We start from the raw sequence: 21,353 nt of genomic DNA, 5'->3' as shown, positions 1-21,353 counted from the left end.
GACAGTCACCGGTCCGGGTGGAGGATCTCTTTCTGTGCGCTACCGTCCGATTTCTCCCGCTCTGCTGGTCTCCGAACTGACCGAACGCATCACGGCGATCACGGGCCGCCGCCGGATCGCGGTCGCCGTCGACGGTGCCGCCGGTGCGACCGACACCACAGAACTCGCCGATGCCCTGGTCGATCCGCTGCGAGTCGCCGGTCACGCGGCGTTGCGGATCTCCGCGAACGACTTCCTCCGCCCCGCCTCGCTGCGTTTCGAACGCGGCAAGGAGGACCCGGACTCGCGCTACACCGACTGGCTCGACATCGGTGCCCTGCGCCGCGAAGTGCTCGACCCGCTCGCCGAGGACGGCAGCGGCCGGGTCCTCCCCTCGCTGTGGGACCCGGTCCGCGATCGCGCCACCCGCGCCGAACGCGTCGATGTGCCCGAAGGCGGCGTCGTCCTGGTGCACGGCGAGTTCCTCTTCGGCGCGGGGCTCGCTTTCGACCTCAGCGTGCACCTGTGGCTCTCGTCCGCCGCGCTCAAGCGGCGGGTGCCCGACGCATGGGCGCTGCCCGCCTACGAGCGCTACGAACAGGAAGTGGATCCGGTGTCGCTGTCCGACGTGGTGATCCGCGTCGACGACCCGAACCACCCGGCGCGCTACGAACCCTGACCGCGCTCAGCGCACCGCCGCGACCGGGTCGCCGTCGAGCAGGCCGGAAAGCCTGCTCGCCATGGTGTCCCATCGCCAGTTCTCGGCGACCCATTCGCGGCCGGCGGCCCCCATCCGCCGTGCCCGCACCGGATCGGCCAGCAACGAGGCCAGCGTCTCCCTCAGTTGCTGTTCGTCACGGCCGTCGACGACGTGCCCGGTGACCTCGTCCAGCACCGTTTCCGGCGCGCCGCCGGAATTCCCGGCGACGACCGGCAGCCCGGTCGCCGAAGCCTCCAGGTACACGATGCCGAGGCCCTCGACGTCGAGCCCCTTTCCGCGTGTCCGCGCGGGCATGGCGAAGACGTCACCCGCGTTGTAGTGGGCTGGCAATTCCTTCCATGGCACCGATCCGGTGATGACCACGTTGTCCTCGACCCCCAGCGCGCCGACGAGCCCGTGGAGCGTCTTGCGGTACGGGCCGCCGCCGACGAGCAGCAGCGCCACGTCCGGGATCCGGTTGCGGAGTTCGGGCAGGATCTTGATCAGCATGTCCTGGCCCTTGCGCGGCACCAGCCGCGAAACGCAGACGATCGTCGGACGGTCGCCGAGACCGTGCCGATCGCGGATTTCCTTGCCCGCGGCGGCATCCGGACGGTAAAGCGCGGTGTCGACACCGCACGGGAGCATTTCCAAACCCGCCATCGGGCCGAAAGCGGCCGAAAACCGGGTTCGCGTGTATTTGCTGACATACGTGACCACGTCGACGGTGTCGCCGATCCGCCGCAACGCCTGCCGCGACCCCGGGAGCATCGACCAGCCGACCTCGTGGCCGTGCGTCGACGCCAGCACACGGCGGGCGCCCGCCGACCGCAGCGGATGCCCCAGCAACGCGAGCGGCGCGGCGGCGCCGAACCAGACGGCCTCGCAGTCGCGGGCGCGCATGATCTCCTTGGCCCGCTTGAGAACGTCCGGTGTCGGCAGCATCAGGGACGTCGGATGGCGCACCACCTCGAACGGGGCGGCGGCGTCGAACTCGCCGTGCGAGCCGGTGCTCGATTCCCAGGACGGGGCGTAGACGACGAGGTCGTCCGCGGGCAGGCGGGTGGCCAGCGAGTTCAGATAGTTCTGGATACCGCCTGGCCGGGGCGGGAAGTCGTTGGTCACCAGCAGGGTCCTCAGCACCCCTGCAAGGCTACTTGGCCCTCCGCACGCGAAAGGGGCGGCACCGCCTGCGCGGTACCGCCCCTTTTTTCGCTTTTCGTCAGGCCGTCGGGCGACGGGCTCCGACGTAGTTGTTCTGCAGCGGCGACACCTTGACGACGTCACCGGTGGTCGGCGCGTGCACCATCATGCCGTTGCCGACGTACATGCCGACGTGCGAAACCGGCGAGTTGTAGAACACCAGGTCGCCCGGCTGGAGCTGCGAGCGCTCCACCGGGGCGCCGAAGGTGGACTGCTGACGGCTGGACCGCGGCAGGGTGAGACCGGCCTGCTTGTACGCCCACATCATCAGACCCGAGCAGTCGAACGACGACGGGCCGACGTCACCCCAGCCGTAGGGGCTGCCGAGCTTGCTCTTCGCGGCCGAGAGGGCCGAAGCGGCGGCGGGACCCGGAGCGGGCAGGTTGGGGAACGCGCCGCCCTTGTCCTTCTGGGCGGCCTTGTCCGCGGTGCTCAGGTTGCCGCTGGCCCGCTGGATCTCCTGGAGCTGGCCATCCAGCGTCTTCTTGCGCGCCTCGATGTCCGTCGTCAGCTTGGCGGCGGTGTCACGAGCGGCGGTTGCCGCGCCTTCGGCGTCCGACGCCTGCTTCGCGGCGGCCGCGGCCTGGGCGACAGCGCCGCTCAGGTTGTTCAGGGCGGTGTTCTTGTTCGCGGCGAGGACCTCGAGCGCCGAGGAGCGCTCCAGGAAGTCCTGGGTCGACGCGCCCGACAGCAGCGAGGACAGCTTGTTCAGCTGCACACCGCTGGTGAACGACGCACCGGCGAACTTGTTGACCTCGGCCTGGAACGTCTTCTCGTCTCCGGCCGCCTTGATGCCGGTCTCCTTGGCGGAGGCGGCGTCCGAAGTGGCCTTGTCGAGCTCGCCCTGCTTCGCGGCGAGATCGTCCTTCGCCTTGAGGAGGTCTTCGTTTGCCTTCTCGGCCTGTGCCGCGAGGTCGCGGTACTTGGCGAGCGCCTCCGATCCGGAGGGGGGCTGTTGGGGGGCGGGGGCTGGGGCAGCAGTGGCGGCAGGCTGGGCGACCGTTACGGCGGTGATCACCGCGGCCGCGGCCAAAGCTCCTGACACCACGCGCTTGACTGGATGCGACTGCACGGTCGCGCGTGTCTCCTTTGCTGTCGGCCACCGACTCCGAAACCTGGGACGAAGAGGTCGGGGGCCCTCTTCCGCGAAGCCGCGTCGCCGACCGTGAGGCCCGCGCGGTTCCCCGCGTTCCCGCCTTGCGCCTGGCCGAGTGCTATCGCAACAGGTTTGGCGCGCGGCTGGTTCTGGTGCAACTCCCCGACAAAGCTGCTTCGGTGGCGATCCCGTGTCGTCATCTGGCGACGACTTCCGGCCACGAGATCTCGGACAGGTTACGAAACCACGGGCACCACGTCCACCATGGCAGGCGCAAAAACTCTCCGTGATGCGCCGAAACACCTTCGGACCAGCATGAGCGGAAAGTTGTGACGGGCGTTACATCCTGGGGCTGGTCGCGACTACCTACCGTTCACCCGATCGGATCGACCACTCGCCGAATGCCACCGTCGTGGCGTGTCTCAAGCCGACATCCGGCGCTCCTGACCGACGATTTCGACCATCCTGAGGTGCGGGACCATCCCGGCCTTCGCGAGCGCGTCGACCGCTTTCCGCTCGTCGGCGTCCCATTCGAGCGACGGCGGCGCACCCAAAAGGACACTGACGACACAGTCATGACATGCGTCACCGCGGACCGCGCAGCGGTCACAATCGATGACGAACGTCTCTATGTCCGCTATATCGGCGATGGCCTTGTCGTCCATCTCGGCTCCTCACTTTCAGTGGTGAGGTGCACATTAAGAGCGACCACCGACAGTTTCGGAGCCTCGTACGTGGTGGGCGCCGGCTCGGGACCGGCGCCCTGGGCGCCTGAAGTACATGAAGGCCCCCTTGTTTGCGCCTAGGTCAGGGTCCCGGCAAAGTCGCAGAGCTGCTGATCAGCACTGCTCTTGGTAATCCGGACTTGACACCGCTAGTGCCCGAAAGGGTCGAGCGGGGAGGATTCCGCAACCGGTGTGCCCCCGCGACGGTGAAGGAATTGGGACACTCAACGTCCCAATTCCTTCATCGTCAGCCTGCGCCATGACGAATAGCCAGCTGACCTGCATCGCCACTCACGACACCCTGCCCCGCCCTAAACCCGGCTGAGCCGCGACACCAGCACCGCCGAAGGCACCGGGTGCGCGCCCTTCCGCCGTACCGAGTCCGCCACCGCCCGGTCCGTGCTGGCGACCACCATCGGCCGCCCTGGCGGCTCGGCCGCGACCAGGGACCGGATGACGTCGTCCGCGAGCACGCCGCGTTCGGAGAACAGCACCCGCACCCCGCGCGGCACCGCCGCGGGCACGGAGAGCACACCGGCGCCGTCGAACACCACGGTCACCTCGGCGCCGGTCCGCGCGGCAAGCGCGGAAAGCTGGTGGATCAGCCGGTCGCGCTGGTCGGAAAGCGCCAACTCCGGATACCCGGTCTTCGTGACGTTGTAGCCGTCGACGATCACGTGCACGTTGGGCAGCGCGAGGTACCGGTCGAGCGCGGTGACGTCCTGGATCTTGCCGCCCGCCCCCAGGCCCGACGTCGCACCGCGGACCATGTCCGCCGGACGCTGGCCCCGCGCGCTCACCGAAAGTTCCCGGCGCAGCCCGCCGACCGCGCCCTCGATCGTGTCCAGCAGCAGCCCGAGCCGGACCTCGTCGGCCTGACGTGCCTCGCGCGCGGACTGACGGGCGATCTCAGCGTCCGTAACCGCCTTCTCCGCCCGCGCCCGCTCGGTGGCGACCCGCTGCCGCTCACGGTCCAACTGGGCCTTCAGCGCCTTGATCTCCTCGGCGCGCTCGGCGCCGCCACTCTCCATCTGGGCGTGGACATCGGCGACCGCGTCCTTGGCCTGGCGAAGCTGGACACCTTGCTCTCGCAGGCGCTTCAGCAGTTTCTCGACCTCGGCGTCACGTTCGCCCCGCGCGCCACCGGCGATCTCCTTGGCCTCACGCAACTCTTCGCGGAGCTGGGCCACTTCGGTCTCGAGCCGCTGGTTGCGCGCCAGCGCGGCGTCGCGTTCGGCACGCAACGCCGTTTCTTCGGCGTTCTTCGCCACCAGCCGGACCCGGCCCGCCGCGCCCGCCTCGCCCAGCAGCACGGCGGCGGCCGCGGCGGTGACGGAATCGGGGTCGTTCGGGTCGAGGGCGTCCTTGCGGTGGTCGCGCAGCCATTCGGTGACCGCGACCCGGAACTGCGACGACTCCCCCAGCGCGGCGATCAGCGCCGTCCCGCCGAGTTTCGCGCGTTTCGCCGGGGCGAACTTCGCGACCGGGCGCAGCTGCCTCGGCACGTCGGCGATCGGCAGCTTGCCGACGGCGGCGGCCGCCAGCTCGGCGATCCGCTCCCGCACGGCCTCCGGCAAGGCGGTCCAGCCCTCCGCCGGGACCTCTTCGGACGGCTCCGTCCCACCTGCCGACGCCACGACGCCCGAGGGTCCGCCAGTGGCGTCCTCGGGCAGTTCGGGCACTGCGGGCTGCGGCTGCATCGCTCCAGCGTAGGCCCCACCGGCTCGGGGCGCGCTCGATGGGACACCGTGCGCGGATCGTGAGATTGTCGGTGCCCACCCCTACTGTGCCCGATCATGGACACCGAACGGCGGCCGGGGGCGGCACAACTCGCCTTCGACGAACTCGGAACACCCTTGCGGGACACCACTTTCGTCGTATTCGACCTGGAGACCACCGGAACGAAACCCGGGCCGGACGGGATCACCGAGATAGGCGCGGTCAAGGTCCGGGCGGGTGAGGTCCTCGGCGAATTCGCCACCTTCGTCAACCCGGGGATGCCGATCCCGCCGCAGATCGTCGAGCTCACCGGCATCACCAGCGCGATGGTCTACGACGCTCCCCGCATCGATCGCGTGCTGCCCGCTTTCCTCGAATTCATCTCCGGTTGCGTGCTGGTGGCGCATAACGCCCCCTTCGACACCGGGTTCATGCGCGCGGCCTGCGAAGGGCACGGTTACCACTGGCCCAAAACGACCGTCGTCTGCACGGTCCGGCTCGCCCGCCGCGTCATTTCCCGGGACGAGACGCCCAGCTACCGGCTTTCCGCGCTGGCGGCGTTGTTCGGGGCCACGACGACGCCCAACCACCGCGCCCTCGCGGACGCGCGCGCCACTGTGGACGTCCTGCACGCGTTGCTCGGACGCGTCGGCAACGTCGGTGTCCACACGCTCGAAGAACTGCTGGACTATCTGCCCGAGGTCACCCCGGCCCAGCGGCGCAAACGTTCTCTCGCGGAACATCTGCCGTCGAGGCCCGGTGTGTACCTGTTCCGCGGCCCCAGCGACGAAGTCCTCTATGTCGGGACGTCGTCCGATCTGCGCCGCCGGGTCCGGCAGTACTTCACCGGTTCGGAGAGCCGTGGCCGGATCCGGGAGATGGTCGCGCTCGCCGAACGGGTCGACGCGGTCGAATGCGCGCACGCGCTGGAGGCCGCGATCCGGGAGTTGCGGCTGATCGCCGCCCACCGTCCGATGTACAACCGCCGTTCCAAGAACCCACGGCACGCCTGGTGGGTCGCGCTGACCGAGGAGGCCTTCCCTCGCCTTTCGGTGGTCCGCATGCCGCGAGACGGGATGCTGGGGCCCTTCCGTAGCCAAACGGACGCCCGGTCCGCCGCGGACGCCCTCGCCGGCGCCTCGGGACTGCGGACGTGCACTCAGCGCATCTCGGCCACCGCGCCGAGCGGCAAGCCCTGTGTCCTCGCCGAACTCGGCCGCTGCGGAGCGCCGTGCGCCGGGCTGCAAACGGTCGAGGCGTACCAGCCAGGTGTGCTGGCGGTGTCCGGTCTCATCGCCGGGACGGACGGAGGGCCGCTGCGGGCCGCCGCCGATCAGCTGGCCCGGCTCGCCTCGGCGGAGCATTTCGAACAGGCGGCCCAGCACCGCGATCAGCTGGCCGGGCTGATCCGCGCGGTCGGCCGGGCGCACCGGCTGTCGGCGCTGGCCGGCATTCCGGAGCTGATCGCCGCCGGCCCGGACGGGAACGGCGGCTGGGAACTGGCGGTGATCCGGTACGGCAGGCTCGCGTCGGCGGGCGTCGCGCGGCGCGGGGTGCCGCCGATGCCGGTGGTCGAGATGCTGGTGGCCTCGGCCGAAACGGTGCTCCCCGGTCCCGGCCCGCTCTTCGGCGCGATCCCGGAGGAGGTCCGCATCCTGCTGCGCTGGCTGACCCGGCCCGGCGTCCGGCTCGTGCGCACCACCCATCCGTGGGCGGAAGCGGCCGTCGCGGGCGGCTGGCAGGAGTGGCTCGACCTGGCGGCGAGTGCGACGGCACTGGAACGGGTCGCGGGCTGACACCGCACCCCTGCTGTTACGTGTTCCGCCTTCAGACACGCGTGTCCCGCCTCCAATCACGCATGACGTCGCGTGCCCCTGCTGTTTGACGTCCTTGGTCCCGTCATCGCGTGCCTGGGGCCGGAACTCGCGCGGTGTCAGGGTCGCCTGGGCGCGAAGACCGCGAGTGCGACGGCACTGGAGCGGGTCGCGGGCTAGGATTCTGGCACCGGATTCACCGACGTAGGAGGACCCTTTGATCACGGCGATCGTGCTGATCCAGGTCGAGGCCGATGCGATCCCCGAGGCGGCACAGGCGATCGCGGACATCGAGGGCGTCCGCGAGGTCTACTCCTGCGCGGGCGACGTCGACCTGATCGCTTCGGTCCGCGTCGCGGCCCACGAAGACCTCGCGGATCTGATCCCGGCGAAGATCGGCAAGGTCCCCGGCGTGCTGAGCACGGTCACGCACATCGCGTTCCGCTCGTACTCGAAGGCCGACAGCGAGTCCGCGTTCGACATCGGCGTCGAAGGCGCCTGAGCGCCCCCAAGTACATGAAGGCCCCCTTACTTGCGCCTGGCGCAAGTAAGGGGGCCTTCATGTACTTCTGACGGGCTAGTGCCCGGAGGTGATTTCCTTGCGCTCCGCCGAGGGCTCGCCGCCGATGTCGTCGACCTTGCCGTTGCCGTGCCCGTTGGACCGGGCGCGCTCCAGCGCGATCGTCTCCTCGACCGGGTCCGGTGACCAGGTCGAACCCGCGACGGCGTGTCCGGCCGAGCCGAGCTTGTTCATCTTCTTCGGCACCGACGCGCCCTGGTACTCGAGCGGCAGCGGGTGACCGTGGTCGTCCACCGGGCCGAGCGGCTGGTGGATTTCGATGAACTCACCGTGCGGCAGGCGCTTGATGATGCCGGTTTCGACACCGTGCTCCAGCACCTCGCGGTCGGCCCGCTGGAGACCGAGGCAGATCCGGTAGGTGAGGTAGTACGCGATCGGCGGCAGCAGCAGCACGCCGATCCGGCCTGCCCACGTCGTCGCGTTCAGCGAGATGTCGAAGGCGAACGCGATGATGTCGTTGAAGCCCGACAGCATGATGACCGCGAAGAACGTCAGGGCCATGATGCCCAGCGACGTCCGGACCGGGACGTCGCGCGGACGTTGCAGCAGGTTGTGGTGCGCGGTGTCCTTGGACAGCTTTCGCTCGATCCAGGGATACATCACCAGCAACCCGATCAGCAGTGGCATGCCGACCGCACCGGGGAAGAACACCGCCGGGACCGTGTAGTTCCCGAGGTAGAGCTCCCACGCCGGCCAGATCCGCAGCATGCCGTCGGCCCAGGCCATGTACCAGTCAGGCTGTGAACCCGCCGAGACCTGCGCCGCGTTGTACGGGCCGATGTTCCAGATCGGGTTGATCTGGAAGAGGCCCGACATCAGCGCGATGACGCCGGTGACCAGTGCGAAGAACGCACCACCCTTGAGCGCGAAGACCGGCATGATGCGGACGCCGACGACGTTGGTCTCCTTGCGGCGCACGCCAGGGAACTGCGTGTGCTTCTGGTACCAGACCAGCGCGAGGTGCGCGCCCACCAGTGCGAGCATGATGCCCGGCAGCAGCAGGATGTGGATCGTGTACAGGCGCGGGATGATCTCGTTGCCGGGGAACTCCCCGCCGAACAACGCCCAGTGGATCCAGGTGCCCATGACCGGCACCGACAGCACAATGCCCGACAGCGTCGCGCGGATACCGGTACCGGAGAGCAGGTCGTCCGGGAGCGAGTAGCCGAAGAAGCCCTCGAACATGCCCAGGACCAGCAGCAGCGCGCCGATGACCCAGTTCGCCTCACGCGGGCGACGGAACGCGCCGGTGAAGAAGATCCGGAACATGTGCACCATCATCGAGGCCACGAAGATCAGCGCGGCCCAGTGGTGCAGCTGGCGGACGAACAGACCGCCCCGGACGTCGAACGAGATGTCGAGCGTGGTCGCGAAGGCCCGCGACATCTCGACGCCTTGCAGGCCGGTGAAGCTGCCGTTGTAGACGACCTCCTCCATGGAGGGGTCGAAGAACAGCGTGAGGTACACACCCGACAGCAGCAGGATGATGAAGCTGTAGAGCGCGATCTCGCCGAGCAGGAACGACCAGTGCGTCGGGAACACCTTGTTGATCTGGTGCCGCATGCCCTTGGCCAGGTGATACCGGTCGTCGGCCCACTTCGCACCCGCGCCCGCGGCCTTCTCGACCGGGTTCGTCCCCTTCGTCGGAGTGGTGAGTGAACTCATGACTTACGCTCCCAAAAGGCCGGCCCGACGGCCTCGTTGAAGTCTCCGCGCGCGACCAGGTAACCCTCTTTGTCCACTGTAATCGGAAGCTGCGCCAACGGCCTCGTAGCAGGACCGAAAATCGGCTTCGCGTAGTGGAGCGCGTCGAACTGCGACTGGTGACAGGGGCAGAGGATGCGGTTGGTCCGCTGCTCGTACAGGGAGGTCGGGCAGCCCACGTGGCTGCAGATCTTCGTGTACGCGTAGTAGTCGCCGAAGTTGTAATCCTCCTGGTTCGCCCGCTTGACGACCTTGGCGGCGTCGGTGGGGCGAAGGCGGATCAACATGACGGGGTTGTCGACCCGCTTGAAGGCGGCCGACAGCGCGTGCTCGTCCTCCCGCTCCGACTCGCGGAACGGGAACACCGTCTCCATGGCGCCCGCGTCGAGGTCCTCGACCTTGACCAGGGAGACCTCGTGCGGACGGCCGGTGTTGCGGCGCAGGTAGACGACCTCTTCCGGGAAGTTCTTCTTCCAGCCCGAGTGCCACAGCGATTCGCGGTTCTCGGTGTCCTTCCACGGGTCCTTGATGAAGGACGCGACCGGCAGTGCCGCGACGGCGAGGCCGAGCACACCGGCACCGGCGCCCGCGGACCGCTTGATCAGCGAACGGCGCGCGATGGTGCTGTCGGTGCCCGAGTGGGCCAGCTGCGCGAGGATGGTGGCCTTGTCGACCTCTTTCGACCCGCCGTCCCCGCGCTCCTGCACCGCGACCTCGGCCGGGATGAACTTCTTGGTGTAGAGGACCGCGCCGATGCCGATGGCGAGCACGGCAAAGCCGAGCGTGACACCGAGAAGCGGCGTGTACAGCGTGTACATGGTGTAGCCGGTCTTGCCCGGCTCCTTGTACTCGAACCAGTGCGGCCACGCGATGAGGACCACGAACGCGAGGCCGGACAGCGCGGCCAGCACGAACCAGAGAGCGACCGAGCGCTCGGCGCGCTTCTCCGCCCGCGTCCCCTCGACCGGCCACGGCTTCGGGTACTCCACGATCTCGACCCCGTCGAGCGCGGTCCCCAGCTTGACGAGCTGGTCGCGATCCATGTCCGCCAATTCCGCCTCTGTCGGCGGCTTCGGCCCTTCGGCGCTCATGCCTTCGATCCAATCCACAACGTCACGCCGATCAGCGCGGCGATCCCGACGATCCACGCGATCGCGCCCTCCGAGGCCGGGCCAAGACCGCCGAGCGAGCTACCGCCGGGGGAGTTTTTCCCGTCACTCACGGACTTCACGAACGCGATGATGTCCTTCTTCTCCTCCGGCGACAGCTGCCGGTCGGAGAACTTGGGCATGTTCTGCGGCCCGGTGAGCATCGCGGTGTAGATCTGCTCTTCCGTGGCCGGGTCCAGGTTCGGGGCGAACTTGCCCGACGAGAGCGCGCCGCCGCGGCCGGTGAAGCCGTGGCAGGAAGCGCAGTTGAGGCGGAAGAGTTCGCTGCCGCGCGCGACGTCCTCGCCGCGCAGCGCGTCACCCTTCTCGGCGGGACGCTGCGCGCCACCGCCGTTGGCCTGGATGTAGGCGCCCAGCGCGCTGATCTCGGCCTCGGACAGCTTCGGCGGCTTCCGCTGCGCCTGGGCCTCCTGGCGCACGGCGGGCATGCGGCCGGTCGAGGTCTGGAAGTACACGGCCGCGTCGCCGATGCCGATGAGGCTCGGGCCACGGTCGGTGACGCCTTCGAGCTTCGGCCCGTGGCATTCGATACACGTGTTGTTGTAGAGCTTCTCGCCCTCACGCAGGAGGGCGGACTCGCCCTGCGCCTGCGCGGTCTGCGGCTCCGGTGCGAAAACGGCGTACAGCCCGCCCACGCTCAGCAGCGCGATCCCGAGCGCCAGCGCGCCGGCGAACCGCCGGTGCAGCTTCGACCGCGCGCGGAAGCGGCGGCGCTCCGTCTTGTCCTTACTGGAGGTCATCTTGCGGCAACCCTTGCTGTCAGTTCAGGCCGATAGGTCGTGGTGGGGGCTTCGATCACGGAAGGATGTAGATCACCGCGAACAGGCCCACCCACACGATGTCGACGAAGTGCCAGTAGTACGACACGACGATCGCCGAGGTGGCCTGGGCCGGGGTGAACTTGCTCAGCTTGGTGCGGATGAGCAGGTACACGAACGCGACGAGCCCGCCGATGACGTGCAGGCCGTGGAACCCGGTCGCGAGGTAGAAGACCGTTCCGTACGCGCCGGACGGGATGGTCAGCCCCTCGTGGATCAGGTTGATGTACTCGTAACCCTGACCGCCGACGAAGATCGCGCCCATGATCAACGTGATGATGTACCAGCGGCGGAGGCCGAACACGTCACCCTTTTCGGCGGCGAACACACCGAACTGGCAGGTGAACGACGACGCCACGAGGATCACCGTGAACGGGATCGCCAGCGCGATGTTCAGGTGGAAAGGCTCACCGTGCAGCGGCGGCGGCCATTGGCCGGACGCGTTCTGCGCCTTCACGGTGAAGAACATGGCGAACAGTCCGGCGAAGAACATCAGTTCGCTGGACAGCCACACGATGGTGCCGACACTGACCATGTTCGGCCGGTTCAGCGAGTGGACCCGCTGGCTGATGGTGGGAGCTGCCGTTGTCACGCGTCGCATTATGTCCTCTCACGCACGGGGCCCGCCGGGTGGGTCCACGGCAAGTCGCGTGCGTGTCGGGTCACATCTGAACGAAAGAGGGAACCGGGCTACTCATGGGTTTACTAGATCGGCTTCGTGACCTGGTCAAGAAGCCGAACCTCCCAGGTCTGACGGTCGACACGCCCGGCGTGGAGATCGTCGCGGCGGCCTTCGATCCGGCCGAGGCGGACTCTTCGGTGCTCGCGAGATCACCCGCTTGGGTCGCCGATGCGCCCGCGATCCTGCGCCACCACTTGAAACTGCCGCCCGAAAAGGTGGCGGAGGCGACATCGATCCTCGCCCAGGACGGCTGGGAGCTGCGAGAACAGGGGCCGGACGGCGACCTCACGCTGGCGCACGCGCTGCGCGTCCAGACCCTCGACGCGCTGCACTGCGCGCAGGAACGGTCACGGATGGTGGGGCTCGCGCAACGGCTCGGCGGCGATTCGCTGGGCTGGGACGCGCTCCAGCCTCCGACCGGTACACGTGATGTCGGTCATGGCGGATAACATCGCGGGGTCGACATGACTAGACGAGGCGGAGGCGCGCTCATGGGCGAGCAGGCGATGCGGATCCTGGTGTTCAGCCACAAGGCGGAGGTGCGCGAGGCGATCATCAACGCCGTCGGCCGCAGGCCCGCCGCCGACCTCGGCCGAGTGGACTACACCGAGGCGTCCGGTATCTCCGAGGTGCTCGTCGAGATGGACGCGGGCAACGTGGACCTGGCCATCCTCGACGGCGAGGCGCAGCCGACCGGCGGCATCGGGCTGACCCGCCAGCTCAAGAACGAGATCGAGGATTGCCCGCCGATCGTGGTTTCGGTCCGGCGCAAGGACGACCGCTGGCTCGCGACCTGGTCGCAGGCCGACGCGGTACTGGTCCACCCGCTCGACCCGCTGACCGCCGCCGAGACGGTCGCCGACGTGCTGCGCGCCCGGCGGGTGCCGGCCGTGCACGGCTGAGCCGATGAGCGCGGCCGCCAAGACCTGGCCGTCCCTGCTCAACCAGCTCATCGCGCGCACGGACCTGTCCGAACAGGACACCGCGTGGGCGATGGACCAGATCATGAGCGGGGCGGCGACGCCCTCCCAGATCGCCGGATTCGCCGTCGCGCTGCGCGCGAAGGGCGAGACACCGGCGGAAATCTCCGGCATGGCCGACGCCATGCTGGCGCACGCCAAACGGGTGACGATCGACCGGCCGTCGGTGGACATCGTCGGTACCGGCGGCGACCGGTCCAACTCGGTCAACATCTCCACCATGGCCACGGTGGTGACGGCCGCGGCCGGTGCTCCGGTTGCCAAGCACGGCAACCGCAGCGCGTCGTCGAAGTCCGGTGCCGCGGACGTGCTGGAGGAACTGGGCGTCACCATCGACCTGCCGCCCGAGACGGTCCAGCGCAGCGTGAACGAACTGGGCATCGGCTTCTGCTTCGCCCCGAAGTTCCACCCCGCCCTGCGCCACGCCGGCCCGACGCGCGGTGAACTCGGCGTGCCGACGACGTTCAACCTGCTGGGCCCGCTGACCAACCCCGCGCAGCCGCGCAGTTCGCTGATCGGCTGCGCCTACGAGGACAAGACCCATGTCCTGGCCGAGGTTTTCGCGCGTCGAGGGATGACCGTGCTGCTCGTCCGTGGCGACGACGGGCTCGACGAGCTCACCACCACGACCACGAGTTCGGTATGGGTGGTCTCCGGTGGCGAGATCACCGAGCGCAGCTTCGACCCTTCGTCGCTGGGCATCGCGCGCGCGACCGCCGAAGACCTGCGCGGCGGCGACGCGGCGCACAACGCCGAGGTGTTCCGCCAGGTGATGGGCGGCAAGACCGGGCCGGTGCGGGACGCAGTGCTGCTCAACTCGGCGGCCGCGCTGGCCGCCTTCACCGGGTTCTCGGGCTCGCTGGAAGACGACCTCGCCGCGGGCCTGGCGCGGGCGGCCTCGGCCGTCGACTCGGGTGCGGCGGCCGACCTGCTGACCCGGTGGATCGCCTTCTCTTAGCTTCGCGCGTGTTATGAACGGACCTTTCATAACAAGATTTGTTATGAAAGGTCCGTTCATAACATTGGGGCGACTGCGGGGTGGCCACCGGCGCGCTACGCCTGGCCAGCGACGTAGTGAAGGCCTCCTTCCCTACGCTCAAGGTAGGGAAGGAGGCCTTCACGGACTCCCCAGCCGACACTTCGCGACAGAGACAATGGCGTGACATGAAAGGCCCCTTCATAGCAAATTTTGCAATGAAGGGGCCTTTCATTGCACGGGCGACCGACTACGAAGCGGTGCTGAAGCGCGCCCGGTAAGCCGTAGGCGTCAGGCCGGTACCGCGGCGAAGCTGCGTACGCAGGTTCGCCGCGGTACCGAAACCCGAAACCCGCGCCACCCGGTCCAGCCGCTGCTCCCCGCGCTCGATCAGCCGGCACGCCAGCGCGATCCGTTCCGTCGTGAGCCACGCCAGCGGCGTCGTCCCCAGTTCGGCACGGAACCGGCGGTGCAGCGTCGCCTGACTGGCGGCCGCCCGGGTGGCGAGGTCGGCGACGGTGAGCGGCCGGTCCAGTCGTTCGCGTGCCCATTCGAGCACCGGCGCCAATGAGGTGTCCGGCACCGACGGCACCGGACGCTCGACGAACTGCCGCTGGCCACCGTCGCGGTGCCCGGCGAACACCAGCCGCCTGCTCACCGCGTTGGCGATCTCGGCACCGTGGTCGCGGCTGATCAGGTGCAGCCCCAGATCGAGCGCGGCCGCGCTGCCCGCCGCGGTCAGGACGTCGCCGTCGTCGACGAACAGGACGTCCGGTTCCAGCCGCACTTCGGGGAACAGCGCCCGGAACCGCTCGGCCCACCTCCAGTGCGTCGTCGCACGCCGCCCGTCCAGGACACCCGCCTGCGCGAGGGTGAAGGCACCGGTACAGAAACTCACCAGCCGGGCACCCCGCGCGGACGCGTCACGGATGGCCGTCAGTACCGATTCCCTGGCCGGACGCTCCGGATCGAGTCGGTTGGGCACGATCACCGTGTCGGCGGATTCCGCGGCTTCGAGCCCGGCGATACCGGTGAGGGTGAACATCCCCAGGTGCATGCGCACGGACGGCTCGGCGGCGCACAGCGTGAAGCCGTACCAGGGCCGGTCCAGTTCCGGCCGCCGCAGGCCGAAGAGCTCGGTCGCGACGCCCATTTCGAAGGGGTTGGAGCCCTCGTCGACCAGGACGGCGACCTCGTGCGAGAAATCATGCGACATATGCGATTCCTAGCACTCACCTCTCAGGCGGTCCAGCGGCCAAGATCGGATCATGAGCAAGCAGCCGATCGATCTGGGGACCGCGCTGGCCGGGTTCGACGAGATCTGGAGCCCGCGGATCGTCGCCAACGTCAACGACTACGACGTCCGCCTCGCCAAGGTGGCGGGCGAGCACGTCTGGCACGTCCACGAGAACACCGATGAGTTCTTCCTCGTCCTCGACGGGAGCCTCGACATCGCGTTGCGCGAGGAAGCGGGAGAGCGGGTCGTGACGCTGCCTCGCGGGTCGGTGTTCGTCGTCCCGCGAGGCACTTACCACAAACCGTCCTCAGTGGACGGTGCGTCACTGCTGCTCTTCGAACCGACCGGAACCCTGTCGGTCGGCGACAGCCACGATGAGGTGCCCGACCACGTGACCGTCACTGTTGGGCAGAAGATCTCCTTCTAGCCAACGGAAAACGTCCTGCGGTAGGCGCTCGGACTGGTTCCGCGAAGCTTGCCGAACTGGTGCCGCAGCGCCGCCGCGGAAGCGTACCCGCAGGCGACTGCGATGTCCTCAATGGACAGACGGCCTTCTTCGAGCAACGACTGGGCGCGATCGAGCCTGCGTTCGGTCAGCCACCGGTGCGGGGTCGTACCGGTGGCCGCCGAGAACCGGCGCAGGAACGTGCGCTCCCCCAAACCGCTGCGGCGGGCGAGTTCCGCGACGGTGAACGGCTGATCCAGTCGCCGCTCGATCCATTCGAGCGCTTCGGCGAGTACGGTGTCGTCCGGCGCGGCGGTCTCGGGGACCGGCGCCTGCACGAACTGCGCCTGTCCGCCGACCCGGTGCGGCGCCGCGACCATCCGCCGGGCCAGCGCGGTGGCCGCGGCGACACCGCGAAGTTCGCGCACCAGATGCAGGCACAGGTCGACGGCGGCGACGGTCCCCGCGCTGGTGAGGACACCGCCGTCATGGACGTACAACGCCTTCGGGTCGACCTTCGCCGTCGGGAAGCGCGACCGGAATTCCTGCTCGTAGACCCAATGCACGGTGCAGTCGCGCCCGTCGAGAAGCCCCGCGTAGCCGAGTGAGAAGACACCCGCGCAGAAACCCGCGACCCAGGCGCCCCGGCTCGCGGCGTCACGCAAGACTTCGAGGACCGGCTCCGGCGGGCTCGCGCTCCGCGGCGCGCAGGTCGGGACGATCAGCAGGTCGGCGGACGCCGCGAAGTCCAGACTCTCCAGGCTGTTCAGCCCGAATCCGGACCAGCTCAGGACGTTCTCCCCACCGGGCGAGCAGACCGCGAAGTCCCAGCCCTCGATGCCGTCGGCGCTGCGATCGGTTCCGAAGACCTCGCACGCGACGCCGAGTTCGAACGGCGAGACGTGGTCGGCGAGCACCACCGCGACCTTCTTCACATCCATCCGGGCAGTGTGTCATAAGTTTTGCGGTCGATGTCATCTCTGACACTGGTTGAGCGCGAGCGTGAGGGCGAAAGTGGTCGCCATGACCAAGAACAACCCTCTGCTCCAGTGGACCGCCGCGATGGCCCTGTCCGGCACGATCGGCGCCGTCGTCCTCGAAAGCGGCGCCGACGCGCCCGCCGTGGCGTTCGCGAGGAGCCTCGTCGGCGGCCTGCTGCTCCTGGTGTGGAGCGCCGCCCGAGGCTGGCTCCGGCCATGGACGCTCAGCCACCGTGACCTGCTGCTCGCCATCCTCGGCGGACTGTTCCTGGTCGGGAACTGGGTGCTGCTCTTCGCTTCGTACGCGCTGTCGTCGATCTCCGTCAGCACCGTCGTCTACCACACGCAGCCGTTGATGCTGGTCGGTCTCGCCGCGGCGTTCCTCGGCGAGAAAATGGTGAAGAGCCAGCTGATCCGGGCGCTGATCGCGTTCGGCGGGGTGACGCTGATCTCGCTGTCCGCGCACGGCGCCGACGGCGAACCCGTGCGACTGGCGGGAATCGCGCTCGCCCTCGGCGCGGCCGCGCTCTACGCCGGTGCCTCGTTCGTCGCGAAACAGCTCAAACACCTGCGCCCGCACGTCCTGGCGGCCATCCAGCTGGTGACCGGCACGATCGTGCTCGCGCCCGCGCTGCTCGTCACGCCGCTGCCAACGGACACCTCGGGGCTGCTGTGGCTGGTTCTGCTGGGGACCGTGCACACCGCGCTGATGTACGTCCTGATGTACGCGAGCATCGGCAAGCTGCCGACCGCGACGGTGGCGCTGCTGTCCTACGTCTATCCGGTGGTCGCGGTGGTGGTGGACGTCCTCGCCTACGGGCACCGGCCGACGTGGCTGGAGGGCGTGGGGATGCTGGCCGTCCTGGCGGCCGCACTGGCACCGAAGAAGGCGCCCAAGCCCGAAGCGAAGGAAGCGCCGCTCCCCTCTCGCGTTTAGTCCTCTGAATGCGAAAACGGCGCCCTGCTCCCATCAAAAGGGAACGGGGCGCCGCTTCGGCGTCAGAACGTCAGTCGTGGTTCGGACCGGTGTGGTACTCGAACACCAGCCCGCCGATGGCGACGATCACCAGGCCCAGCGCGATGATCAGCAGCCAGATGTGGAAGAACGCGAGCGCGACACCGGTCAGCGCGGCGGCCGCCGCGAGACCGATCGGCCAGTAGCTGCCGGGGCTGAAGAAGCCCAGCTCGCCGGCGCCGTCGCTGATCTCGGCGTCTTCCCGGTCCTCCGGCCGCGGCTCGATGCGCCGCGCCACGAACTGCAGGTAGCTCCCGGCCAGGAAGGCCAGGCCACCGGTGAGGATCAGGGCCACCACACCGACCGGCTCGACGCCGTCCCGGGTCATCGTTCCGGTCATGTACGCGTAAACACCCGCCACGACGACGGAGAAGACCGCGACGAGGAAGAAAATCCGTCCTTCGACCTTCATGGACGTTGCCTCACTCCTGTTTCGGGCTCGAACAGCCGGGTCAGTTGGACGCGACCCGCGCGGTGCGGTCGGTGTTGAACGGGGTGGTGGTGACGGCGTAGGGCGAGCACAGGTCGCCGCAGTTCATCGCCGTCAGTGCCTCGGAAGCCGTGTTCGGCTTGCCGCTCTTCGGGTTCACCGCGCCGCGGAGCTGGATGTACTGCGCGTACTTGTCCGGCGACAGGGCCCTGACCTCGAAGTTCATCCCCGAGTGGTAGGTGCCGCACAGCTCGGCGCAGCGGCCGACGAACGAACCTTCCCGGTCGATCGAGTTCTGGAAGGTGAAGTCCTGGTTGTTCTTCTCCGGATCCGGCATGACGTCCCGCTTGAAGTGGAACTCCGGCACCCAGAACGAGTGGATGACGTCGGCCGACCGCAGGTTGTACTGGATCGTCTTGTTCGTCGGCAGGACGAGCAGCGGGATCTCGGTCGAGCTGCCGACCGTGGTGATCTCGGGGTCGTCGTGGTTCTTGGAGTCGCTCTTGTACTTGAATTCCCAGTTCCACTGGAACGCGACGATGTCGACCGTGACGTCCGGGTTGTCCGTCTCGGCGAGCACGCGGTTCTCGGTGGTCGCGGTGAAGAAGAACAGCACGCAGACCATGATCGTCGGGACGACGACCGTGAAGAGCTCCAGCGGGATGTTGTACTGGAACTGACGGGGCAGTTCCTCTTCCGCGCCGTCGGCGGTCTTCTTCTTGCGGTGGAAGATCGCGGTCCAGAAGATCAGCGCCCAGACGATGACACCGACGACCAGCGCGGCGACGACCGTCCACGTCCACAGGGTGCGCATGTCGTGCGCCTGCGGGGTCACCCCGACCGGCCAGCCGAAACGAAGGATCTCGTCCCCGGAACAGCCCGTCGCGGTCAGCATCACCAGCGCGGCGAGCGCTGCGACGCGACCAGCCCGCTTAACCGGGATGCGCTCTGGATTTCCCACTGCGCCTTGCCCTTTCACCCAGAGCCTCCTCGACCGATCTTTGTGACATGGCGGAGCCTAGCCGAGTTACGGGGCCGCGCTGACTAAGGGGTAACCACAACACGCGTATCCCCCACCACATCCGGGTGTGCGTGCCCACGGGCATACTGGGCCCTTCTCCCCCGCTCGGCCAACAAGAGGTGTGTGAACTAGACGTGTGCGGCCTGCTTGGACTGATCTGTTCGACCGAAGCCGACGCGGCAGGCGCCCGTGAAGCGGTCGACGCCGCCATGCGCTGCCAGCGGCACCGCGGCCCCGACGAGCACGACACCTGGGCCGACGCCGAGGTCGTCTACGGCTTCAACCGGCTCGCCTTCATCGACCTCGACCACTCCCACCAGCCGCTGGTCTGGGGTCCGCCGGAGGCTCCTGAGCGCTACACGCTGAACTTCAACGGCGAGATCTACAACTACCGCGAGCTGCGTGACGAACTGGCCGCCGGGCACGGTGCGAAATTCGCCACAGAGGGTGACGGCGAGGCGATCGTCGCGGCGTACCACTACCTCGGCGACGACGCGGTGAAGAAGCTGCGCGGCATGTTCGCCTTCATGATCTGGGACTCCCAGGAGAAGGTCGTCTTCGGCGCGCGCGACCCGTTCGGCATCAAGCCCCTGTTCTACTCCGCCGGCCCCGGCAAGGTCGCCTTCTCGAGTGAGAAGAAGAGCCTGCTGGAGCTCTCGAGCGTGCTCGGCGTCGAGGAGAAGCTGGACCGGAGGGCCCTGCAGCACTATCTGGTGCTGCAGTACGTGCCGGAGCCCGAGTCGCTGCACACCGGGATCCGCCGCGTCGAGTCCGGCACGTCGTTCCGGGTGGTCCCCGGCGGCGAGGTCGAATTCACCCGCTACTTCCACCCGCAGTTCAACGCCAAGCCGGTCAACAGCCAGGCCGAGGCGGACGAACTGTACGAGCGCATCGCCGACGTGATGCGCGACTCGGTCGGCAAGCACATGATCTCCGACCCGGACGTCACGGTCGGCGCGTTCCTCTCCGGCGGTATCGACTCCACCGCGACCGCGACGCTGGCCAAGGAGCACAACCCGAACCTGATCGCGTTCACCACCGGGTTCGAGCGCGAGGGCTACTCCGAGGTCGACGTCGCCGCCGAATCGGCCGCCGCGATCGGGGTGAAGCACGTGATCCGCACGGTGTCGGCGGACGAGATGATGGAGGCGCTGCCGCTCATCGTCTGGTACCTCGACGACCCGGTGGCGGACCCGGCGCTGGTGCCGCTGTGGTTCATCGCCCGCGAAGCACGCAAGCACGTCAAGGCGGTGCTGTCCGGCGAAGGCGCCGACGAGCTGTTCTGCGGCTACACGATCTACAACGAGCCGATCTCGCTGGCGCCGTTCGAGAAGATCCCCGGCGGGATGCGGAAGATCATCGGCAAGGTCTCCACGAAGATCCCCGAGGGCACCCGCGGCAAGGACCTGCTGCGGCGCGGGGCGCTGCCGCTGGAGGACCGCTACTACGGCAACGCCCGCAACTTCCGCGACGACCAGCTCCGCAAGGTTCTGCGCACGTACGAGGAAGGCGTCGGCTTCAAGGACGTCACCGCTCCTTGGTACAAGATCTCCGAGGACTGGGACCCGGTCGCGCGGATGCAGCACGTCGACCTCTACACCTGGCTGCGCGGCGACATCCTGGTCAAGGCCGACAAGGTGACCATGGCGAACTCGCTGGAACTGCGCGTGCCGTTCCTCGACGCCGAGGTGTTCAAGGTCGCCGCGACCATCCCGCTCGACCAGAAGCTCGCGCACGGCACCACGAAGTACGCGCTGCGCCAGGCACTGGCGAAGATCATCCCGGCGCACGTGCTGAACCGGCGCAAGCTCGGCTTCCCGGTGCCGATCCGCCACTGGCTGCGCAACGAGATGTACGACTGGGCCAAGGGCATCATCTCGGACTCGCAGACCGACGCGCTGCTCGACAAGAAGGCCGTCCTGGCCCTGCTCGACGAGCACAAGGCCGGTCAGCTCGACCGCAGCCGCCAGCTGTGGGCGCTGTTGGTGTTCATGCTGTGGCACGGCATCTTCGTCGAGAACCGCATCAAGCCCGAGGTGCCGGAACCCGTCTACCCGGTGAAGCTCTAGTCACGACTCGT

At 68.4% G+C, this 21,353-nt stretch carries 21 protein-coding genes; 9 read left to right on the top strand and 12 right to left on the bottom strand.

Going from position 1 to position 21,353, the window contains the following annotated elements:
* Positions 1-34 precede the first annotated feature (34 nt).
* Complete coding sequence (locus tag ACLARN_RS35360; RefSeq protein ID WP_409495818.1) at positions 35-658, top strand: uridine kinase; 624 nt, start codon at positions 35-37, stop codon at positions 656-658.
* Between the two features lie 6 nt (positions 659-664).
* On the opposite strand, the gene ACLARN_RS35355 is transcribed toward ACLARN_RS35360, so the two are convergent.
* From ACLARN_RS35355 to ACLARN_RS35340, 4 genes are all read right to left on the bottom strand, one after another.
* Positions 665-1,822 (bottom strand): glycosyltransferase family 4 protein, encoded by a 1,158-nt coding sequence (locus ACLARN_RS35355; RefSeq protein ID WP_409495817.1) that lies wholly within the window; start codon positions 1,820-1,822, stop codon positions 665-667.
* 79 nt (positions 1,823-1,901) lie between these two features.
* Positions 1,902-2,954 (bottom strand): NlpC/P60 family protein, encoded by a 1,053-nt coding sequence (locus ACLARN_RS35350; RefSeq protein WP_409495816.1) that lies wholly within the window; start codon positions 2,952-2,954, stop codon positions 1,902-1,904.
* Between the two features lie 446 nt (positions 2,955-3,400).
* The gene (locus tag ACLARN_RS35345; protein WP_409495815.1) at positions 3,401-3,643 is read right to left on the bottom strand and encodes a hypothetical protein; all 243 of its coding nucleotides are present in this window, start codon (positions 3,641-3,643) and stop codon (positions 3,401-3,403) included.
* A gap of 371 nt (positions 3,644-4,014) precedes the next feature.
* Positions 4,015-5,403 (bottom strand): NYN domain-containing protein, encoded by a 1,389-nt coding sequence (locus tag ACLARN_RS35340; RefSeq protein WP_409495814.1) that lies wholly within the window; start codon positions 5,401-5,403, stop codon positions 4,015-4,017.
* Between the two features lie 96 nt (positions 5,404-5,499).
* On the opposite strand from ACLARN_RS35340, the gene ACLARN_RS35335 reads away from it, so the two are divergent.
* Positions 5,500-7,218, top strand: coding sequence for a DEDD exonuclease domain-containing protein (locus ACLARN_RS35335; RefSeq protein WP_409495813.1), 1,719 nt, complete (start codon positions 5,500-5,502; stop codon positions 7,216-7,218).
* Positions 7,219-7,453: 235 nt separating this feature from the next.
* Positions 7,454-7,738: an Lrp/AsnC family transcriptional regulator gene (locus tag ACLARN_RS35330; protein ID WP_005154220.1), complete on the top strand. Its 285-nt coding sequence runs from the start codon at positions 7,454-7,456 to the stop codon at positions 7,736-7,738.
* A gap of 75 nt (positions 7,739-7,813) precedes the next feature.
* Here the strand turns inward: ACLARN_RS35330 and ACLARN_RS35325 are convergent, their stop codons facing one another.
* Genes ACLARN_RS35325 through ACLARN_RS35310 form a run of 4 tightly spaced genes read right to left on the bottom strand, consistent with a single transcriptional unit; the run spans position 7,814 to position 12,108 of the window.
* On the bottom strand, positions 7,814-9,481 hold the full coding sequence (locus ACLARN_RS35325) for a cytochrome b (RefSeq protein ID WP_409495812.1): 1,668 nt from the start codon (positions 9,479-9,481) through the stop codon (positions 7,814-7,816).
* Positions 9,478-10,611 (bottom strand): ubiquinol-cytochrome c reductase iron-sulfur subunit, encoded by a 1,134-nt coding sequence (locus tag ACLARN_RS35320; protein ID WP_409495811.1) that lies wholly within the window; start codon positions 10,609-10,611, stop codon positions 9,478-9,480. The genes ACLARN_RS35325 and ACLARN_RS35320 overlap by 4 nt, the downstream gene beginning before the upstream one ends.
* Positions 10,608-11,429 (bottom strand): c-type cytochrome, encoded by an 822-nt coding sequence (locus ACLARN_RS35315; RefSeq protein ID WP_409495810.1) that lies wholly within the window; start codon positions 11,427-11,429, stop codon positions 10,608-10,610. Before ACLARN_RS35315 ends, ACLARN_RS35320 begins: the two co-directional genes overlap by 4 nt.
* 55 nt (positions 11,430-11,484) lie before the next feature.
* The gene (locus ACLARN_RS35310) at positions 11,485-12,108 is read right to left on the bottom strand and encodes a heme-copper oxidase subunit III (protein WP_409495809.1); all 624 of its coding nucleotides are present in this window, start codon (positions 12,106-12,108) and stop codon (positions 11,485-11,487) included.
* Between the two features lie 95 nt (positions 12,109-12,203).
* On the opposite strand from ACLARN_RS35310, the gene ACLARN_RS35305 reads away from it, so the two are divergent.
* The 3 genes from ACLARN_RS35305 to trpD are packed head-to-tail and all read left to right on the top strand — an operon-like array spanning position 12,204 to position 14,127.
* Positions 12,204-12,638, top strand: coding sequence for a hypothetical protein (locus ACLARN_RS35305; RefSeq protein ID WP_409495808.1), 435 nt, complete (start codon positions 12,204-12,206; stop codon positions 12,636-12,638).
* Positions 12,639-12,680: 42 nt separating this feature from the next.
* On the top strand, positions 12,681-13,091 hold the full coding sequence (locus ACLARN_RS35300) for a hypothetical protein (protein ID WP_016336048.1): 411 nt from the start codon (positions 12,681-12,683) through the stop codon (positions 13,089-13,091).
* Between the two features lie 4 nt (positions 13,092-13,095).
* A complete protein-coding gene (gene trpD / locus ACLARN_RS35295; protein WP_409495807.1) occupies positions 13,096-14,127 on the top strand; it encodes an anthranilate phosphoribosyltransferase in 1,032 nt (343 codons plus the stop codon).
* Positions 14,128-14,395: 268 nt separating this feature from the next.
* Here trpD and ACLARN_RS35290 read toward each other — a convergent pair whose 3' ends face one another.
* Positions 14,396-15,361: a helix-turn-helix domain-containing protein gene (locus tag ACLARN_RS35290; RefSeq protein WP_409495806.1), complete on the bottom strand. Its 966-nt coding sequence runs from the start codon at positions 15,359-15,361 to the stop codon at positions 14,396-14,398.
* Between the two features lie 52 nt (positions 15,362-15,413).
* On the opposite strand from ACLARN_RS35290, the gene ACLARN_RS35285 reads away from it, so the two are divergent.
* Positions 15,414-15,809 (top strand): cupin domain-containing protein, encoded by a 396-nt coding sequence (locus ACLARN_RS35285; RefSeq protein ID WP_409495805.1) that lies wholly within the window; start codon positions 15,414-15,416, stop codon positions 15,807-15,809.
* Here ACLARN_RS35285 and ACLARN_RS35280 read toward each other — a convergent pair.
* Entirely contained in the window at positions 15,806-16,768 is a 963-nt protein-coding gene (locus ACLARN_RS35280) for a GlxA family transcriptional regulator (RefSeq protein ID WP_409495804.1), read from the bottom strand. The two genes, ACLARN_RS35285 and ACLARN_RS35280, sit on opposite strands and share 4 nt — an antisense overlap.
* 82 nt (positions 16,769-16,850) lie before the next feature.
* Between ACLARN_RS35280 and ACLARN_RS35275 the strand changes: the two genes are divergently transcribed.
* Positions 16,851-17,744, top strand: a complete 894-nt coding sequence (locus ACLARN_RS35275) for a DMT family transporter (protein WP_409495803.1) — start codon at positions 16,851-16,853, stop codon at positions 17,742-17,744.
* Positions 17,745-17,814: 70 nt separating this feature from the next.
* Here ACLARN_RS35275 and ACLARN_RS35270 read toward each other — a convergent pair whose 3' ends face one another.
* Positions 17,815-18,234: a cytochrome c oxidase subunit 4 gene (locus ACLARN_RS35270; RefSeq protein WP_409495802.1), complete on the bottom strand. Its 420-nt coding sequence runs from the start codon at positions 18,232-18,234 to the stop codon at positions 17,815-17,817.
* 40 nt (positions 18,235-18,274) lie between these two features.
* Entirely contained in the window at positions 18,275-19,213 is a 939-nt protein-coding gene (locus ACLARN_RS35265; RefSeq protein ID WP_409495801.1) for a cytochrome c oxidase subunit II, read from the bottom strand.
* A 194-nt stretch (positions 19,214-19,407) separates the two neighbouring features.
* Here ACLARN_RS35265 and asnB point away from each other — a divergent pair, with 194 nt between their 5' ends.
* Positions 19,408-21,342 (top strand): asparagine synthase (glutamine-hydrolyzing), encoded by a 1,935-nt coding sequence (asnB, locus tag ACLARN_RS35260; RefSeq protein WP_409495800.1) that lies wholly within the window; start codon positions 19,408-19,410, stop codon positions 21,340-21,342.
* Positions 21,343-21,353 lie beyond the last annotated feature (11 nt).

Origin of the sequence: Amycolatopsis sp. cmx-11-12, from assembly GCF_046269425.1 — a bacterium.
Lineage (GTDB): Bacteria > Actinomycetota > Actinomycetes > Mycobacteriales > Pseudonocardiaceae > Amycolatopsis.
Note: the sequence above shows the minus strand (reverse complement) of the source record. Positions and strands in the feature narration are given on the sequence as shown.

Bases quoted from the DNA above. Each gene is read 5' to 3' on its own strand.
- ACLARN_RS35345 (WP_409495815.1), bottom strand. From the start codon at position 3,643: ATGGACGACAAGGCCATCGCCGATATAGCGGACATAGAGACGTTCGTC.
- ACLARN_RS35340 (WP_409495814.1), bottom strand. From the start codon at position 5,403: ATGCAGCCGCAGCCCGCAGTGCCCGAACTGCCCGAGGACGCCACTGGC.
- ACLARN_RS35335 (WP_409495813.1), top strand. From the start codon at position 5,500: ATGGACACCGAACGGCGGCCGGGGGCGGCACAACTCGCCTTCGACGAA.
- ACLARN_RS35325 (WP_409495812.1), bottom strand. From the start codon at position 9,481: ATGAGTTCACTCACCACTCCGACGAAGGGGACGAACCCGGTCGAGAAG.
- ACLARN_RS35320 (WP_409495811.1), bottom strand. From the start codon at position 10,611: ATGAGCGCCGAAGGGCCGAAGCCGCCGACAGAGGCGGAATTGGCGGAC.
- ACLARN_RS35315 (WP_409495810.1), bottom strand. From the start codon at position 11,429: ATGACCTCCAGTAAGGACAAGACGGAGCGCCGCCGCTTCCGCGCGCGG.
- ACLARN_RS35310 (WP_409495809.1), bottom strand. From the start codon at position 12,108: ATGCGACGCGTGACAACGGCAGCTCCCACCATCAGCCAGCGGGTCCAC.
- ACLARN_RS35305 (WP_409495808.1), top strand. From the start codon at position 12,204: ATGGGTTTACTAGATCGGCTTCGTGACCTGGTCAAGAAGCCGAACCTC.
- ACLARN_RS35300 (WP_016336048.1), top strand. From the start codon at position 12,681: ATGGGCGAGCAGGCGATGCGGATCCTGGTGTTCAGCCACAAGGCGGAG.
- trpD (WP_409495807.1), top strand. From the start codon at position 13,096: ATGAGCGCGGCCGCCAAGACCTGGCCGTCCCTGCTCAACCAGCTCATC.
- ACLARN_RS35290 (WP_409495806.1), bottom strand. From the start codon at position 15,361: ATGTCGCATGATTTCTCGCACGAGGTCGCCGTCCTGGTCGACGAGGGC.
- ACLARN_RS35285 (WP_409495805.1), top strand. From the start codon at position 15,414: ATGAGCAAGCAGCCGATCGATCTGGGGACCGCGCTGGCCGGGTTCGAC.
- ACLARN_RS35280 (WP_409495804.1), bottom strand. From the start codon at position 16,768: ATGGATGTGAAGAAGGTCGCGGTGGTGCTCGCCGACCACGTCTCGCCG.
- ACLARN_RS35275 (WP_409495803.1), top strand. From the start codon at position 16,851: ATGACCAAGAACAACCCTCTGCTCCAGTGGACCGCCGCGATGGCCCTG.
- ACLARN_RS35270 (WP_409495802.1), bottom strand. From the start codon at position 18,234: ATGAAGGTCGAAGGACGGATTTTCTTCCTCGTCGCGGTCTTCTCCGTC.